This is a genomic window from Psychrobacter sp. ASPA161_9 (assembly GCF_051970275.1).
Classification (GTDB): Bacteria; Pseudomonadota; Gammaproteobacteria; order Pseudomonadales; family Moraxellaceae; genus Psychrobacter.
The window spans coordinates 109,302-126,875 of the sequence record NZ_JBEFNI010000005.1 but is presented as its reverse complement, the minus strand read 5'-3'; the positions used below and the strand labels follow the sequence as shown (position 1 = coordinate 126,875).

Genomic DNA, 17,574 nt, shown 5'->3' with positions numbered 1-17,574 from the left:
TAAACACTCAAGCCAGCATTGCTTCTAATAGCACTCTAGATATGCAGTTAACTACTGCTGTCTGCTCTAGTACCAATACAAATGAGACTGAGCAAGATTCAGCTCCAATGACTATGAAAGAGCGCTTTCGTAAGTTTGTACCCGTCATTGTCGATGTTGAGACAGCAGGATTTAATGCGCAGACCGATGCACTACTAGAAATTGCTTGTATTCCAATCTTATTAGACGAGCATGGAGTATTTTACCCAGGAGAAGCACTCAATGCTCATATTGAACCTTTCGAAGGTGCCAATCTAGAGCCAAGATCACTGGCATTCACTGGTATAGACCCTAACAACCCTATGCGTAAAGCAATTGCAGAAGATGAAAAGACTGCGCTACGTCGGATCTTTAAAGGACTAAAAGAAGTACGCCGTGCTGAAGACTGTCGTCAATGTGTACTAGTCGGTCATAATGCGCATTTTGACTTAACATTCTTGAATGCCGCAGTAATGCGTACTAATAGCAAAAACCATAACCCGTTCCATCAATTTTCAGTGTTTGATACGGTTACTTTATCAGCGTTGGCCTTTGGTCAAACAGTACTAGCACGTGCTTGTAAAGCTGCTGGGCTTGAGTTTGATGGTAGTCATGCTCACTCAGCACTTTATGATACTCAAAAGACAGCCGAACTATTTTGTCATATTCTAAACCAGTACCCTATGTTGCCCAATGCTTTACATACTGAGCAAACAGAGGTAGAGTTAACTGACAACGACGATGAATAACCAGTAGCATGCAGATATCGATTATGTCTATTCATCATTATGATTAGCCAGATAATTTTATTTTTGGAATAACTTTGCCATCTTGATTTTATAATCAATAAGGACGTAACTGTTAGGATGATGATAAATGACAAGCAAGATAACTGTCACTCGAGGTTTGTATATTATACTGTCTAAATAAAACTGATGGTTCGCTTTCTTTTTATGGATTCCGTCTGTCTCAATATGATGTCCTATAGATGACTTAAGTTACTCATATCCCAACTAGTATATGTAATATGCTAATTAGGGAACTACGGAGGGGCTTTATCATGGATCCACAATTTAAGTTATGGGGTACTATCATTGGTTACATGATACTCGCTTTGACTATCAGCACCTGTACCTCTCTATGGATTCGCCATCATTTAAAGAGTAATGACTTACATCCACGCCGTGCTATCAAAAAAAGATATTTAATTTTAAAAAGACGAAGAAAAAGGCTTGACACAAAGCGCAGACGCCATTAGAATGTGCACCACTTCAGCATAAATGGTGAAAGCAGCTGAAGGTGCAGTACCTAGTCCCCATCGTCTAGAGGCCTAGGACACCGCCCTTTCACGGCGGTAACGGGGGTTCGAATCCCCCTGGGGACGCCACATATTAAAGCGCTATTAGTAATTGTTTTAGCACTTTTGAAACCCGTAAAATTTTATAGATTTTACGGGTTTTTTTATGCCTATCTTTTTCTAGTAATCGCATTATTCCAGACGTAGATAACATAACCAGATATACACAACACAAAAAGCCAGCAGGACGCTGGCTTTTATTATAGAACACTAAGAATCAATACTTTATTAGAATTTATCAGATAGCATAAACCATAATAATGCCAATATGATTAGCGCACCCAATACAGTTTGAATTAAGAAAAAAGCTTGATGCTGCCCCACAACTTTACCTAATGTTAAACCTAGTGCATTGTACTTAATTGGCTGAGCATCGACTTCACCTGTCTTTTCTTGCTCTTTGTAATAACCTTTCAAAATTTTCAAAAATTGTTTCCACTCATTAGGAGCCCAGTTATAGGGTTTAAAAGGCATAAGTGCCTTGGCTTTAGGATCACTGATCATCCAACGTTCAAGTATGATGGAGCGTAATGAACAACCAGTAAATCCGCGCTCGCTAATCGCACAGAAATCTAAAGTTTGGATATCTTTATGCCTATCATCCATGAGTAATCGATTTTTCAAATTAGTTAATACTTGCTCTGTACCCTCTACACATTGGAAAAAGTATCCATTGCCATAGCAAAGTACACCAGTAATATCATCATCTTTATTATTTTTTATAGAAATTTCAGCAATATCATTTAGTGTGCTAGCGCCAGATAGCCCCGTTGAAGTAATCCGGCTAACATATACAAACTGGTAAAGATCAATCTCTTCTAAATGGTTCATAGTAGTAACGTGCGACAATCAAATGCCCCTTAACATTAGACGAATAAACGCCTATAGACTTTAAAATATAATAAATAAGACAGAAAACAGAATTTTTATGCCTTGTCATATTATTGATATTATAAGTTTTTATTATTAATTGTATTAACTTGGTTACATCATAAGGCAGTTAGGTCAACTAAGCAACTTATTACGTTAATACAACAATAAATTATTGTAACTAAACAATTTTTCATCTTCTATTATATTCGGAAAGGTTGATATTTAAAGGGTTGAGATGGTTAAAACCAAGAATATGTTGAATAAAAAATTTTGACAACACAATCTATTGAGAGTTAGTTGTGAATAAGGAGTGCTTACAATAAGAAAGCTAAAAGACCAGAGAACAAATAGGAAGGGTGGTATTAACGAATTCTATTTATAAAAAAGCTTCGTTAATACAACGGTCTAGCTTTGAGCGTTGAGAATAGCGGCTAGCAACGTAGCATCTTCAGGATAGGTAACTTTGATATTTTGACGACTGCCAGTAACGAGTCGAATAGGCAGCTGTAAGTGTTCGAAAGCACTGGCTTCATCGGTAATAGCTAGTTGATGTTCAGCGACATATGCTAGTACTTTCTGCAGCTGATCTAGTCGAAAGACTTGCGGGGTTTGTGCTTGCCACACATTGCTACGGTCGATAGTACGTTTAGCATAAGGATGTGTGCTGCTACTTATTGTATTATCTACGAGCTCAGATTGGGCAGTAGACTGGAGATAGGACTCTTTTAGGGTATCAGCCACAGGTGTGGCTAAAATAGCGCCATAAGGCTCTAGTATCGCCGCTTCAATAACTTGAACGATATCATGACTGGGCACAGCAGGACGCGCAGCATCATGTATCAGCACTAGATCTGAATCCTTAGCACCTGCATTACTGATGGCCTCTACCCCTGCCTGTACTGACTGCCAACGCTCAATTCCACCGACAGCATAATGTATAGGAAGTGCAAAATCTAACGTCTGTGCTGTGCTGTCATCTGCCGCTATTACCAATAAGCACTTATCAATATAAGTACTACACGCAAGCCTTGCCACACTATGCTGTAGCAGCGTCTGATCTTGCAGCTGGATATATTGCTTGGCTATAGACGCACCAAAACGACTACCGCGACCAGCAGCGACGATCATGGCATGTATACGAGGTATAGTATTCATAAGGTAGTACTCATGGTTTGAGCCCATGACAGTATGGTTAGACAAAAATCAAAGCTAGGAGAAGTGAATAGTTTAAGATGTACAACGTCTCTATTGTAGGTAAGAGAAGAAGATAAATCTTTAGGAAATCAATAGCGGCTGTGCGTGGTTGGTGCGGTTGATACTTGTACAAAAGTCTCATTTGGCTTAATCAAGCCCAAATCTAAACGAGCATGCTCTTCTACTGCTTCAAGACCATTTTTTAAATCATGGACATCGGTACGTAACAGGTTGTTTGCCGCCACTTGATTGTCATTCAAGCGCTGCTGATCTTCAATTTGAGTTAACAGTTTGTTGCGCTCAAAGCGACCATTTTCACCCAGCCAATACTGATATTGCAGACCCAAAAGTACTGCAACAGCTAGAGCGAGTAATATAAATTGGCTTAAGTATTTCATAAAGTGATAACGCCAAACCATATAGAGATAATAAAATGGACATTAACTAAACTTGCTAGGCGAAATACAAATAATGATATATCGCCTAGCTTTAGCTATAAGTTCAGGTTCTTAACCACGTAGACCAATGAACTCTTCACGACCACGATAGCTTGCACGGACTTGTTGTTCGATACGTAGCAACTGATTATATTTCGCGACGCGATCTGAACGGCATAGTGAGCCAGTTTTGATCTGACCAGCAGCAGTACCAACCGCTAAATCTGCAATAGTACTATCTTCAGTTTCACCTGAACGATGCGAGATAATCGTTGCATAGCCATTTTTCTTGGCAAGGTAAATCGCATCTAACGTTTCTGATAATGTACCAATTTGGTTAAACTTAATCAAAATTGCATTGGCGATATGCTTATCAATACCTTCTTGTAAAATAGCAGGATTGGTCACAAATAAATCATCACCAACCAACTGAACCTTATCACCAATCTGCTCAGTCAAATACTTCCAACCATCCCAATCTGACTCATCAAGACCGTCTTCGATAGAGATAATAGGATATTGACGTGCCAATCCAACTAAATAGTCGGAGAATCCTTGACTATCGAAAGCCTTATTGCCCTCGCCTGCCAAGATGTATTGACCATCTTTATAGAACTCGCTAGCAGCACAGTCTAAAGCCAAATGAATATCTTCACCCGCTTTATAGCCAACTTGCTCAATCGCCTGCATGATAACAGTGATAGCTTCTTCATTGCTACGTAAGTTCGGTGCAAAGCCGCCTTCATCGCCGACTGCTGTATTCAAGCCTTGTGATTTCAAAACAGACTTTAAGCTATGGAAAATCTCCGTACCAGCACGCAGCGCTTCTGAGAAGCTGGTGAAACCAACTGGCTCAATCATAAACTCTTGGATATCAACCGTATTATCCGCATGCTCGCCACCGTTTAAGATGTTCATCATCGGTACAGGCATCGTCAGCGACGTCTGATTACGTAAGTTGGCAATGTATTGATGTAATGGCAGATTTTGTGACTTAGCAGCAGCTTTTGCAGTCGCTAGTGATACGGCCAGCATCGCATTAGCACCAAGGCTATCTTTGTTTTCTGTACCATCTAACGCAATCATAGCGTCATCGATACCTTGCTGCTCTGTGACATCTTTATCTACCAAAGCACTGCGAATCTGGCTATTAACGTTGGCAACGGCTTTTTTAACGCCTTTACCCATATAGCGATCTTTGTCGCCATCACGCAGCTCGAGCGCCTCACGTGAGCCAGTAGAAGCACCGCTTGGAGCAGCAGCACGGCCGATAGTACCATCGGCTAAAATTACATCGGCTTCAATCGTTGGGTTACCGCGCGAGTCTAAAATCTCACGAGCGCGAATGTCTTTAATTGCGGTGACGTTGTTGGTTTCTTCAGCGTACATAATGTCTGTTAATTCCTTTGGTCATGCCAAGTTTGTGGGATAAATAACGGCAACTAGAATACAAAAAAAGATAAAGCAAAATATCATATAGCACACGTGTCTAAAGTTACTTTAGACATCTATACAGCCAGCTACTTTTTGACATCTTTGAATGTCTAATTGGTGCATCAAATACTTGGCTATAGTGCTTGGCATAATAGCATATATTTCGCCAAACTTCCCTTATCTTACACCAACTTGCGCCCATAAAATCAAACATAAGTAATGATGCTAGCGGTTATAGTCTCGTTTAAGTGCATATAATATCAAAGACGATATGATATTTATATCTTCGCTGAGCTTTGCGTTTCCATATCAGATGGAGATACCGTATTATGTAGCTCCACCTCTGTTTTAAATCGTGTCAATCGTAACGCATTCATTAATACTGAAATGGAGCTAAGCGCCATAGCGGCGGCGGCAATCATAGGGTTTAAAAAGCCAAAAGCGGCAAGCGGAATACCAAGGCAATTATAGATAAAAGCAAAAAACAAATTTTGCTTGATATTACGCAGTGTTGCTTGAGCAATTTTTTGCGCAGCATCGATATGCATGAGCGACTCGCCCATCAAGCGTGCAGAGGCGCTATGCTGAGCAACATCAGTACCCTCAAACATGGCAAAGCTGGCATCCGCTGTTGCCATCGCTGGCGCATCGTTGACACCATCACCTGCCATCGCAACTTTATGACCAGCGGTTTGCAATAAGGCAATTTGGCTTGCTTTATCACGGGGACTCATTTTACCGTAAGCTTGTTCAATACCCAGCTGCCCTGCCACATGATCGACGACGGACTGCTTATCACCACTCATCAAAATGACATTGATACCAGAATCTTGTAGCGCAGTAATGGCTTGCGGCGTATCAGCCTTTAAGTCATCAGCAAGGGCAAAAGCACCAAGCGGCTCATCATTAATACTAATCGCAACGGTACTAGCAATTTGCCATACCTTTGGCATCAGCTTTGGCAACGTCAAGTTAGCAAACTCTGCCGTACCGACTTTTACAAGACCTAAACCTTCGATATTTGCTTGTATACCAGCGCCTTTGATGACGCTAATATCAATCACATTCATTAATGGTAAGTTTCGCTCGGTAGCCGCATTGATAAGCGCAGTCGCTAAGGGGTGGCTGGCATGCGCCTCAACGCTCGCGGCAATCTGTAAGACATCATCAACGGCAAGCAACTTATCTACCATCACATTGTCCACGATAGTAGGCTTACCGATAGTCAATGTGCCAGTCTTATCTAAGACAACAGTGTCGATATTACCTGCAGCTTCTAGGCTTTGCGCATCTTTAAACCAAACGCCATGACGCGCAGCGACACCCATGCCAGCCATAATAGCCGCTGGCGTGGCCAAACCAAGCGCACATGGACAGGCAATGACTAAGACAGACACTGCATGCATTAAGGCGGTATCAATCATACCGGTCAACCACCATGTCAGTCCAAAAGTGACAATAGCAATAGCCACTACGACTGGGACAAATACTGCCGTTACTCTATCGGCAAGTCGCGCTAAATTGGCTTTTGAGCCTTGCGCATCACTGAGCGCCTGTACCATATCACCAAGCTTCGTATCACTACCTTTAGCACTGACGCGATATAGTAAGCTGCCGTTTTCGACTAGAGCGCCTGCTAGTAGTCCATCGCCCTCTTCTTTTTTGAGTGGTACTGACTCACCAGTTAAATGACTCTCCACACACCAACCACTGCCACCGATAACCATACCGTCAGTTGCCACGCGACTCCCTTGCTTAGCGCGCAAAATATTACCAATCTGCACATCTTGCAGGGCAACATTATGAAAGTCGCCATTCGGCTGCTGTTGCTCGACTTCATCAGGAGTTAATGACAATAATAAATCAATACTATTAAGGCTGTGCTTTTTGGTGCGCTCTTCAAGATATTTACCCGTACGAACAAACGCAATGACCATCACCCCTGCTTCAAAATACACAGCAGGACCGCCATCCGCACCGTGACCACTTTGCAATAGACTGTTTAAAGTACCATCGCCATGAGTGAGCCATAAATAAGTTGAGTATGCCCAAATGGTTACCGTACCGATGACGACCAGCACATCCATATTGGCAAGACCACCTTTGATTGACGCCCAAGCGCTTTTATAAAATGGTAACGCCAGTCCAAATTGTACAATTGTCGCTAAGACAAACTGCATCCAGACCGGTAGCATCCATGACATACCCTGACCGAAAAGCATGCCTGCCATACCAACTAAAAATGGCACCAAGCAAATCCATAACCCAATCAGTCGCCATGGGTATTCAGTCGCCGTATCTTTATCTGTTTTCGCAAACAAGCTATCACCTGCCTGCAAGTTTGCAACGAAACCCGTCTTATTTACCCAATCCGTGACTTGCTCGGGCGTGGTCTGCGTCGGATCGTAATCTACATTGGCGGTCTCGCCAGCGAAGTTTACACTCACCTCATATACCGACGGCTTTTTATTAAGTACCTTCTCGATGCGTGAGGCACAAGCCTGACATGTCATTCCATCAATGGCCAGTTGCAGGTGTGCACGCTCGGGCTCGAGCGTCGTATTAGACTGAATATCAGTCTCAACATCATAGGACTGGTCATTGGCGGTACGGGTAGAATCATTCATAAATAGAACTCGTCATTGCGTTATAGCGTTTATAAATTCGTATGAGCAATAAAAATATCAGTGGATGGGAAATCTAAATGAAACAAGTAGGACATTCTAAAATTAAATATCAGTGTTAATATTAAATGGTTACGACTGCTGTCTATTCAAGTCAGATGCTCTCTGCAAATCAATAACAGCAAGCCAGTGAAGTTACAGAAGCAACCCCATATTCATAACCACGGTTAATTTAAATATCCATTAAAAAACCAGCCATGATAGCTGGTTTTCTTACATAAACGACAATACTTAAGAGTTAGCGACGGTCGCATCAAATCCAGCTTCGTCGATAGCAGATGCAATAGCTTCTGCACTTGTTTTGCTATCGTCAAAGGTTACCGTCGCTTGATTGGCTGCAAGCTCGATACTGATATCATCTAAACCATCGATATCGGCGGTGGCATTATGGACGCTTGCCACACAGCCACCACAAGTCATGCCATCAATTTTAATAATACGTGTTTGGTCTGCCATGTTAGGTTCCTTATTCTTGTAAATGAGTTTTTATAAATGAATGTTTTTATAAGTAAATAAACTGCTTTTATAGTTATTTTCTAAAGACTAATTTTTAAAATAACTGTCTTTTAAAGTTTTATAAAAACAATACTTAATCAGCATAATCCGTATTGTCGTTAACAACAAGACTCCTTGGTTATCACTTTATTAACAGAACCATAAATTTGTGCCAAAACGATAAGTAACATCTCATATTCTAGGGCAAAACCTGCAAGCAATATCTAATCATGATGATGTGGATTTTGCGGTGCATCAATAGGAAACGGCTGGGTAACATAATCGACCATGCTAATTGCGGCAGTTAAGGCATGAATACTGGTATCGGTATCATCGTAGCTTACGGTAGCAATGTCTTTATCAGGATCGAGCTCGATCGCGATTACCCCTGTAATATTCTTAAGAGCAATCATCACACTATCTAGACCTTCAGCATCATCGATATTTTCAATACTTACCTGTGCAATTTGAATGGCCATTATCTTACCCTCTTATCGTTTCCTACATTGACTGCATTAATGAGTATCTAATACCTCAAAGCCTTTGACCAAATCATCAATCTGCTTCAGCTGACGTAAGAATGGCTCTAGTTGACTCATACGCAATGCACATGGGCCGTCACACTTTGCCGTTTCTGGGCTTGGATGCGCTTCTAAAAACAGCCCTGCTAGTCCTGTTGCCATACCTGCACGGGCAAGCGTCGTTATTTGCTCACGACGTCCACCTGCACTATCACTACGTGCACCCGGCTGCTGTAAGCTATGTGTCACATCAAAGAATACTGGAATATCCATCTGCTTCATGGTATCAAAGCCCAGCATATCAACAACTAGATTATTATAACCAAAGGCACTACCGCGCTCACAAAGGATAAGCTTATCGTTTCCACCTTCGAGGCATTTATTAACGATATGACGCATCTCGTGCGGGGCTAAAAACTGCGCTTTTTTAATATTGATGATAGCGTCTGTCTTAGCCATCGCATGTACCAAGTCAGTCTGACGCGATAAAAATGCAGGAAGCTGGATAATATCGGCAACCTCAGCGACGGGCGCTGCTTGATATGGTTCGTGCACATCAGTAATGATCGGCACTTGGAACTTCTCTTTAATTTGCCCTAGCCAATCAATACCTTGCTCTAACCCAGGGCCTCGATACGAATGTAGGCTCGAGCGATTGGCTTTATCAAAGCTGGCTTTGAATACATAGCCGATGCCCAAACGCTGGCATATCTCGACATACTGCTCAGCAATTTCAAACGCTAATTCTTTGGACTCTAAGACATTCATACCACCGAACAATACAAACGGCTGATAGTTACCAATATTAATCGTATTGTTATTAGGAGTAGTAAGCTTAATATGTGATTGCGCTGTTAATAAATTATCCATGAAGTCATTGCCCTCTTTATTGTTATTTATAATGCTATCCCATATTGTAACCGATAGCCCAATTAAAAAAAGTGTACAAGCGTAATTAGACAAAATCGATAGTCATCAATAAATCATCACGAACGTCATATAGTCGATACTAAATAAAATGGATACATGACATTATGATGCGTGACTGGTACAAACTTTTCTTGCTTGCTGTGCCTACGCAGACAGAGGCTACAAAAAATTTATACCAGTCCCCCTGTATATCTTTTATATTGACCTGACTATAGCGTTAAAACTCCAGTGTCACAAAAACATGATTCAAAAAAAGACCAATCCAAAGATTAGTCTTTTTTTATTGTGGATAAAGCTGTAATGATTATGCCATTACCTAGTTTCGCTATAATTTTTTGCAGCTTTAACAAAACTGTTAAACAGTGGGTGACCACCACGCGGTGAGCTGGTAAATTCAGGGTGGAACTGAACCGCGATAAACCATGGATGATCAGCAACCTCAACCGACTCAACCAAATGTTGCTTAGCAGAATACCCTGATATGGTCATGCCTGCTTGCTCTAATGGTTCGATATAACGATTGTTCATCTCATAACGATGGCGATGACGCTCAGTGATATTGCTTGCGCCATAGATTTGGCTCAGCTTGCTACCAGCAACCAGTTCAGCTTGCTGAGCACCCAAACGCATAGTGCCACCAAGATCTGAGTCATCACTACGAATCTGTAGCTCGCCGCGCTCATCTAACCACTCAGTAATCAGACCAATGATAGGCTCAGCGGTCTTGCGATCAAACTCAGAAGAATTGGCATCAATTTTAAGTACATTACGCGCATACTCAATTACAGCTAACTGCATACCAAGGCAGATACCTAGATAAGGCACGTTGTTCTCACGAGCGTAAGTGATGGCTTTTATCTTACCATTGGTACCGCGCTCTCCAAAACCACCTGGTACCAAGATGGCATCAGCATTATTTAGCTGCGCCAATAAACTGTCATCATCTTCTAAACGCTCAGCATCGATATAATCAATCTTAACGTCTGCCTTATGCGTAATACCTGCGTGTAGCAACGCCTCGTTGATAGACTTATAGGCATCAGGCAATTCGACATATTTGCCAACCATCGCTACAGTAACCGTTGATTCAGGATTGAGCTGGGCTTCAACCACTTTGTCCCAATCGCTTAAATCTGCTTCAGGTACATCAAGACCGAAACGCTCGCAGATTAGATCATCAAGATCTTGCTCATGAAGGGTACGCGGTATTTGATAGATGCTTTGCGCATCTTCACACATGATGACTGCACGTTCTTCAACGTTAGTAAACAATGCAATCTTACGGCGATTATCTTGCGAGATATGATGGTCAGAGCGACAGATTAAAATATCAGGCTGCAAGCCAATAGAACGCAGCTCTTTGACTGAATGCTGAGTAGGCTTAGTTTTGGTCTCGCCGGCACTGGCAATATAAGGTACTAGCGTCAAATGCATCAACATGGCTCTATTGCGACCAAGCTCTACTTGCATCTGGCGTACGGCTTCCATAAAAGGTAGTGACTCGATGTCACCGACCGTCCCGCCAATCTCAATAATGGCGATATCATAGCCCACACCACTGGCTAAGATTTTACTCTTAATCTCATCAGTGATATGTGGAATAACCTGTACCGTACCACCTAGATACTCACCGCGGCGCTCTTTATTCAGGACATTCTGATAGATGCGACCACTGGTAAAGTTGTTACTCTTACTCATCTTGGAATGGCGTAAAAAACGCTCATAATAACCCAAATCTAAATCCGTCTCCGCACCATCTTCAGTGACGAACACCTCGCCATGCTGGAACGGACTCATCGTACCTGGATCAACGTTAATATACGGATCCATCTTGGTCATTGTTACACTCACGCCGCGCGCTTCGAGTATCGCAGCAAGGGAAGCTGCGGTAATACCTTTCCCTAGTGAGGACACTACCCCACCGGTCACAAATATAAACTTGGTCATAGTACTCTATCGGTAATTGGTAAAAGAGGATTTTACTAAAAATGCGCCATAAAATATAGGGCAAAAGCTTAAAGACTTTTAAACTATTAGATTTTGCTGGTTGTTTCCCTATTAATGTTGGCACAATGAAAAAAACCCACCCCGAAGGATGAGTCTTTTAGCATGCTAGCTATGCAATGTTTTGATCTAGAATTTATATTCTAGACCGCCACCGATAGCAAGTACATCGGCATCGCCACGAGCTTGAACTAGATCAGTAGTATCATCATCATTGTTTCTAACAACGAGAAGACCATTTTCCAAATCAGCAGAGTTTTTGCCAACATAGGCATGCGCAATAATGTTGTCTTTAAACATGTATTTGCCACCTAATACGATTTGATCTGAATCATTGCCACTAAGGCCACCTAAGTTATCCGTCTTATCATATTGGAGATAGACAGAGGCTGGACGAGCGAAGTTGGTTAAACCCATTTCAGCACTTACGACTAGACCCTTCTCTTCATCATCATAACCATCAAAGTCTACTTGTTGATACAAAGTGCCTAAAGTAACAGGAGCAGCAACGTATTTACTGAGATCGACACTAGCACTGCCACGAAGCATTTCACCATTAGTACTCATGTCTTTGTCATAAGCAACACCAGCAGTAAAGCCCGTACCTGGATCGAACATTAATGAAGCACCAAAGCCACTATCGCGATCATCGTTATCAGTTACAAAAGCTTCATCAGCACTGTACTGTAGCGCAAGCTCTAATGGTAAGCCGTTATACTTAGGCGCAATCCACACGATTGAATTATTGATACGTTCACCATCAGTCAAGGTTAGCGCTTCACTAAGTGTGCCTCCATCACTAAGAGAGCTTGAGCCAATATTATCCCAATAACCTTCATTGACGGTTACGTTGTTAATATAATCAGAAACTGAATAATTGCGACCGAAGCGAAATTGCCCATAGTCTTTATTCTTTAAACCAAGATATGTGTCACGGCTTTTAAAACCAATGTTACTACTACCACTATCATCAATTTTGATACCGTATTCTAATTGATAAATGACATCAGTATTGGCCGTTATCGCCTCAGATCCTTTAAATCCTAGACGTGAAGAATGTGAGCTGACTTGTACTGAACTGTTATCTTCATTGACATTGATGGCGTCGTTGGGAATATCCATAGACTGGCGATTAAGTTCAGCATCGACATAATTAGTAGTCACGAATGCTTTGCCGTAAACGGTTGGTGCGGCCTGAACAGTAGAAACTGATAGCATTGCAATTGCTGAGGCTAAAAGTAGTTTTTTCAAAGGATATCTCCACTTTATGATTTGAGTGATAAGTTGGCTAAGATTGGCTGGTATATATAATGGTGTCGTTATAGCCATACTATATAACGAGCTATTGAAACTGTTCAGACACTAGGATAGCAAATTTATATTACCGTAAGATGAAAAAATCCAAATTTACACAACTGTAATTATTGAGATAACTGCCATACTGGTCTAGAACTTCCTGTTTTTGTCAAAAAAAAACCCACCCCGAAGGATGAGTTTTTTAGATTCAAATTCTAATATTTAAATTAGAATTTGTATTCTAGACCACCACCGATAACAAATACATCAGCATCGCCACGTGCAGCAGTGAACATATCTTCACCGTCGCTATCCTGACCTCTTACAACGAAAAGACCATTATTTAAATCAGCTGAGTTGTTACCAACATAGGCATGAGCAATCATGTTGTCTTTGAACATGTATTTGCCGCCTACAACGATTTGATCTGAATCGTTGTCAGTTAGACCACCTAAGTTTTCAGTCTTATTGTATTGGGCATAGACAGAAGCAGGACGAGCAAAGTTAGTTAGACCCATTTCAGCACTTAGTACCAAACCGTCTTCTTCGTCTGCACCATCATAGTCAGCTTGTTGATATAGAGCACCTAGAGTAACTGGCGCTGCCATATATTTGCCTAGATCAACAGTCGCACTACCACGAAGGATCTCACCACTAATACTCATATCTTTGTCATAAGCAATACCAGCTGTGAAGCCTGTACCTTGGTCAAACATCAATGAAGCACCAAAACCACTGTCACGGTCATTATTGTCAGATACAAAGCGCTCATCAGCACTGTACTGTAGTGCAAGCTGTAATGGTAAGCCATTATATTTAGGTGCGATCCAGACGATAGAATTGTTTACACGACCACCATCAGTTAGCGTCAATGCATCAGTCAACGTATCGTCATCGCTTAATGAACTAACGCCTAGGTTATCCCAGTATCCTTCAGTAACCGTTACGTTGTTGATATAATCAGATACTGAGTAGTTACGACCAAAGCGGAACTGACCATAGCTTTTGTTATCTAGACCAAGGTAAGTATCACGGCTTTTAAAACCAATGTTGTCACTGCCACTGTCATCGATGTTGATGCCATACTCTAACTGATAAATAACATCAGTGTTAGCAGTCATTGCTTCAGAGCCTTTAAAGCCCAAACGTGAAATATTTGAGTTGATTTGTACTGAACTCTCATCTTCGTTTAGATTTACTTCACCAACCATATCTTCACCGTCAAATTCGGCGTTTACATAGTCGGCAGTTACGAATGCTTTACCATACAGAGTCGGCGCTGCGTTTGCTGCAGATACAGATAGGGCAGCAACTGCTGTAGCTAAAAGTAGTTTTTTCATGGGGGTATCTCCACTTTACAATTTTAGTAATAAGCTAGCTATTATTAGCTGGTGCTCATAATGGTATCGTCACAAATCCTCAAAGATATAATGTGTAACTGGCTACCGAGATTAGTCAGGAACAAGTGTGGCGAATTTCTATTACCGTAAGATAAAAAACCATGACTTACATGAATGGGACCGAAAAAGTAACTGCCATGTAAACTTAGGTCTTTATTGCTCTAGTGTGTAACATCCGTTACCAAACTCATACTTCGAGTACAAGCATAACAACTTTGACATAATTTGCAACATCTTTTTTAGCGTTTAATTACAGATTTTAAAAAAAATCAAAGTGAGATTAAATACGACAAATATTCATTAATCTAAATTTAAAAGCATAAAAAACGCCACTAGCCGTTGAAACGACTAGTGGCGCTACTTATGAAGATAATTAGTAAAACTACTTACTCAGAGCTAATTATTGATGCTCACTAGCTAAAGAAACCTAAATAAATATTTTTAAATTAAGCGTATTTTGATAAATATTGTTTCATTATTGAAGCAATAAAGTCTGATCTCTCTATTTAGTTGAGTTATGCGCCAGCTTTTAGGTCAAGACGTGCTTGATGCAATAATGGCTCAGTATAGCCATTAGGCTGCTCACAACCTTTGAATACCAAGTCACATGCTGCTTTGAATGCGTACGAATGTTCGAAGTCAGTAGCCATCGGCTGATAATCAGCATCGCCAGTATTTTGCTCATCGACGACTTTTGCCATACGCTTCATCGCATCCATCACCTGTTGCTCACTGACTACGTTATGGTGTAACCAGTTGGCGATATGTTGACTTGAGATACGTAGAGTCGCGCGGTCTTCCATTAGGCCGACATCATTAATATCCGGTACTTTAGAACAGCCAACACCTTGGTTTACCCAGCGTACAACGTAGCCTAAGATGCCCTGAGCGTTATTCTCAAGCTCTTGCTGCTTTTCTTCGTCTGTCCAGTTGGTGTCTTTGGCTAATGGAATGGTCAAAATATCATCTAAACTTGCACGTTTGCGTGACTTTAGACTGTCTTGGACGTCAGCGACGTTCACTTGATGATAATGCATGCTGTGTAAGGTTGCGCCTGTCGGTGATGGTACCCATGCTGTATTGGCGCCCGATTGTGGATGAGCTGCCTTAGTGTCCATCATCTCTTTCATCTCATCAGGCTTTGCCCACATACCTTTACCGATTTGAGCATGACCTTGTAGACCAGTCTCTAGACCGATATCAACGTTCCATTGCTCATATGCAGGTTGCCATGCTTGTGACTTCATATCACCTTTACGCACGAATGGTCCTGCATTCATACTGGTATGCATCTCATCACCAGTACGATCTAAGAAGCCTGTATTAATAAAGATAACGCGCTCTTTAGCTTGACGAATGGCTTCTTTGAGGTTGACCGTCATACGGCGCTCCTCATCCATGATACCGATTTTGAGAGTGTTACGCTCTAAGCCTAATAAGTCTTCTGAAGCATTGAATAAGTCATTAGCAAACTTCACTTCTTCAGGACCATGCATTTTTGGCTTGACGATATACATTGAGCCCTTGCGGGAGTTTGATAGCTTGTTCCTACCTTTGATGTCGTTTAAGGATAGTAACGGCGTAATTAAGCCATCCATTAATCCTTCAAAAATTTCTTCTTGACCATTGCCCAAATCGACCAAAATTGCAGGGTTTTGCATCAAGTGACCGACATTACGGATTAATAATAATGAGCGACCTGGCAATATAAGCTTACCGCCTTCTGGCGTGGTGTATTCACGATCTGGGTTTTGTTTACGAGTACGGGTCTTGCCGCCTTTTTCAAAAGTCTCTTGCAAGTCGCCATTCATAAGACCGAGCCAATTGCGATAGACCTCGACTTTTTCTTCTGCATCTACGGCAGCGATAGAGTCTTCACAATCTTGAATAGCGGTAATCGCTGACTCAAGCAATACATCTTTGATATTGGCTGGGTCATCTTTACCAACTGGATTATTAGCATCGATTTGGATTTCAGCATGTAAATTATTATTCTTTAACAAAATACCAGTAGGACTGTCTACCTCGCCAACATAACCGAAAAACTTAGCTGGATCTTGCAGCTGCGTGCTGCTATCACCTTGAGCAATCTCAAGCTTACCATCCACTACTTTAAAGCCAGTAACATCATTATATGAGCCTGATGCTAGCGCAAAGCTATCATCTAGGAACTGCTTGGCATAGGCGACGACGGCAGCGCCGCGAGTAGGATTATAACCACCTGTCGCTTCTTGACCATTCTCATCGCTAATGACATCAGTACCATATAAGGCATCATACAGGCTGCCCCAGCGTGCGTTAGTAGCATTGAGCGCATAGCGAGCATTTCGTACGGGTACTACCAACTGTGGCCCTGCGATATGAGCAATCTCGTCATCAACGTTTTCTGTACTTACTTTAAAATCATCGCCTTCTGGTAATAGGTAACCAATCTCTTGTAAGAATGTCTTATAGGCAGGATAATCAATTTCGCCATCTTTGGCAGGGTTATCTAAATGCCATTGATCAATCTGACCTTGGATTTTGTCACGTTTGGCTAGCAGGGCTTTGTTACGCGGAATAAACTCCTTGACCACCTTTTCAAAACCTGACCAATAACTATCCGAATCAACGCCAACTTTAGGTAGCACTTCATTTTCAATAAAGTCATACATCTGCTGGTCAATTGCAAGAATGCCTTTCTGGATACGATTAGGGTGAGAAGTCTGGCTCATAGTGGTGTCCTTATCTGTTCGTGATGGAAGTCAATAATGATTTATTATAGTAACTGGTGAAATTGAGATATGTTTAGCACTTTGCATTCAGTCTAAATGTGAATACGATGTTAAGCGAAGTTGATAAAGCCGAATACAACCCACCTTAACTAGCAATCTAGTAATTTTTCAATAGTTAAGATGAGGTTATCTATATAGTGGCTATATTATCTTTTGT

13 protein-coding genes and 1 tRNA gene are annotated in these 17,574 nt (G+C 41.5%); 2 read left to right on the top strand and 12 right to left on the bottom strand.

Annotated features, from left to right (window positions below; translation table 11 throughout):
- Positions 1–107 precede the first annotated feature (107 nt).
- On the top strand, positions 108–767 hold the full coding sequence (gene rnt / locus ACTQ9S_RS07610; protein WP_440454648.1) for a ribonuclease T: 660 nt from the start codon (positions 108–110) through the stop codon (positions 765–767).
- Between the two features lie 562 nt (positions 768–1,329).
- A tRNA-Glu gene (locus ACTQ9S_RS07605) sits at positions 1,330–1,405 on the top strand.
- Positions 1,406–1,603: 198 nt separating this feature from the next.
- On the opposite strand, the gene ACTQ9S_RS07600 is transcribed toward ACTQ9S_RS07605, so the two are convergent.
- The 12 genes from ACTQ9S_RS07600 to ACTQ9S_RS07545 all read right to left on the bottom strand — a co-directional run bounded on the left by ACTQ9S_RS07600 (position 1,604) and on the right by ACTQ9S_RS07545 (position 17,357).
- On the bottom strand, positions 1,604–2,206 hold the full coding sequence (locus tag ACTQ9S_RS07600; RefSeq protein WP_440454597.1) for a BLUF domain-containing protein: 603 nt from the start codon (positions 2,204–2,206) through the stop codon (positions 1,604–1,606).
- Positions 2,207–2,653: 447 nt separating this feature from the next.
- Positions 2,654–3,430, bottom strand: a complete 777-nt coding sequence (gene ispD / locus ACTQ9S_RS07595) for a 2-C-methyl-D-erythritol 4-phosphate cytidylyltransferase (protein ID WP_440454647.1) — start codon at positions 3,428–3,430, stop codon at positions 2,654–2,656.
- Positions 3,431–3,531: 101 nt separating this feature from the next.
- Complete coding sequence (locus ACTQ9S_RS07590) at positions 3,532–3,840, bottom strand: FtsB family cell division protein (RefSeq protein WP_068036846.1); 309 nt, start codon at positions 3,838–3,840, stop codon at positions 3,532–3,534.
- 111 nt (positions 3,841–3,951) lie between these two features.
- Positions 3,952–5,268, bottom strand: coding sequence for a phosphopyruvate hydratase (eno, locus tag ACTQ9S_RS07585; protein WP_068036849.1), 1,317 nt, complete (start codon positions 5,266–5,268; stop codon positions 3,952–3,954).
- A gap of 323 nt (positions 5,269–5,591) precedes the next feature.
- The gene (locus ACTQ9S_RS07580) at positions 5,592–7,940 is read right to left on the bottom strand and encodes a heavy metal translocating P-type ATPase (protein ID WP_440454596.1); all 2,349 of its coding nucleotides are present in this window, start codon (positions 7,938–7,940) and stop codon (positions 5,592–5,594) included.
- 288 nt (positions 7,941–8,228) lie between these two features.
- Positions 8,229–8,453, bottom strand: a complete 225-nt coding sequence (locus ACTQ9S_RS07575; RefSeq protein WP_440454595.1) for a heavy-metal-associated domain-containing protein — start codon at positions 8,451–8,453, stop codon at positions 8,229–8,231.
- Between the two features lie 263 nt (positions 8,454–8,716).
- Positions 8,717–8,971: a cation transporter gene (locus ACTQ9S_RS07570; RefSeq protein WP_068328657.1), complete on the bottom strand. Its 255-nt coding sequence runs from the start codon at positions 8,969–8,971 to the stop codon at positions 8,717–8,719.
- Between the two features lie 36 nt (positions 8,972–9,007).
- The gene (kdsA, locus tag ACTQ9S_RS07565) at positions 9,008–9,883 is read right to left on the bottom strand and encodes a 3-deoxy-8-phosphooctulonate synthase (RefSeq protein ID WP_440454594.1); all 876 of its coding nucleotides are present in this window, start codon (positions 9,881–9,883) and stop codon (positions 9,008–9,010) included.
- A 372-nt stretch (positions 9,884–10,255) separates the two neighbouring features.
- Entirely contained in the window at positions 10,256–11,890 is a 1,635-nt protein-coding gene (locus tag ACTQ9S_RS07560) for a CTP synthase (protein ID WP_351119295.1), read from the bottom strand.
- 186 nt (positions 11,891–12,076) lie between these two features.
- A complete protein-coding gene (locus ACTQ9S_RS07555; protein WP_440454593.1) occupies positions 12,077–13,198 on the bottom strand; it encodes a porin in 1,122 nt (373 codons plus the stop codon).
- 272 nt (positions 13,199–13,470) lie between these two features.
- Entirely contained in the window at positions 13,471–14,583 is a 1,113-nt protein-coding gene (locus ACTQ9S_RS07550; protein ID WP_440454592.1) for a porin, read from the bottom strand.
- 575 nt (positions 14,584–15,158) lie between these two features.
- Complete coding sequence (locus ACTQ9S_RS07545) at positions 15,159–17,357, bottom strand: malate synthase G (protein WP_440454591.1); 2,199 nt, start codon at positions 17,355–17,357, stop codon at positions 15,159–15,161.
- Positions 17,358–17,574 lie beyond the last annotated feature (217 nt).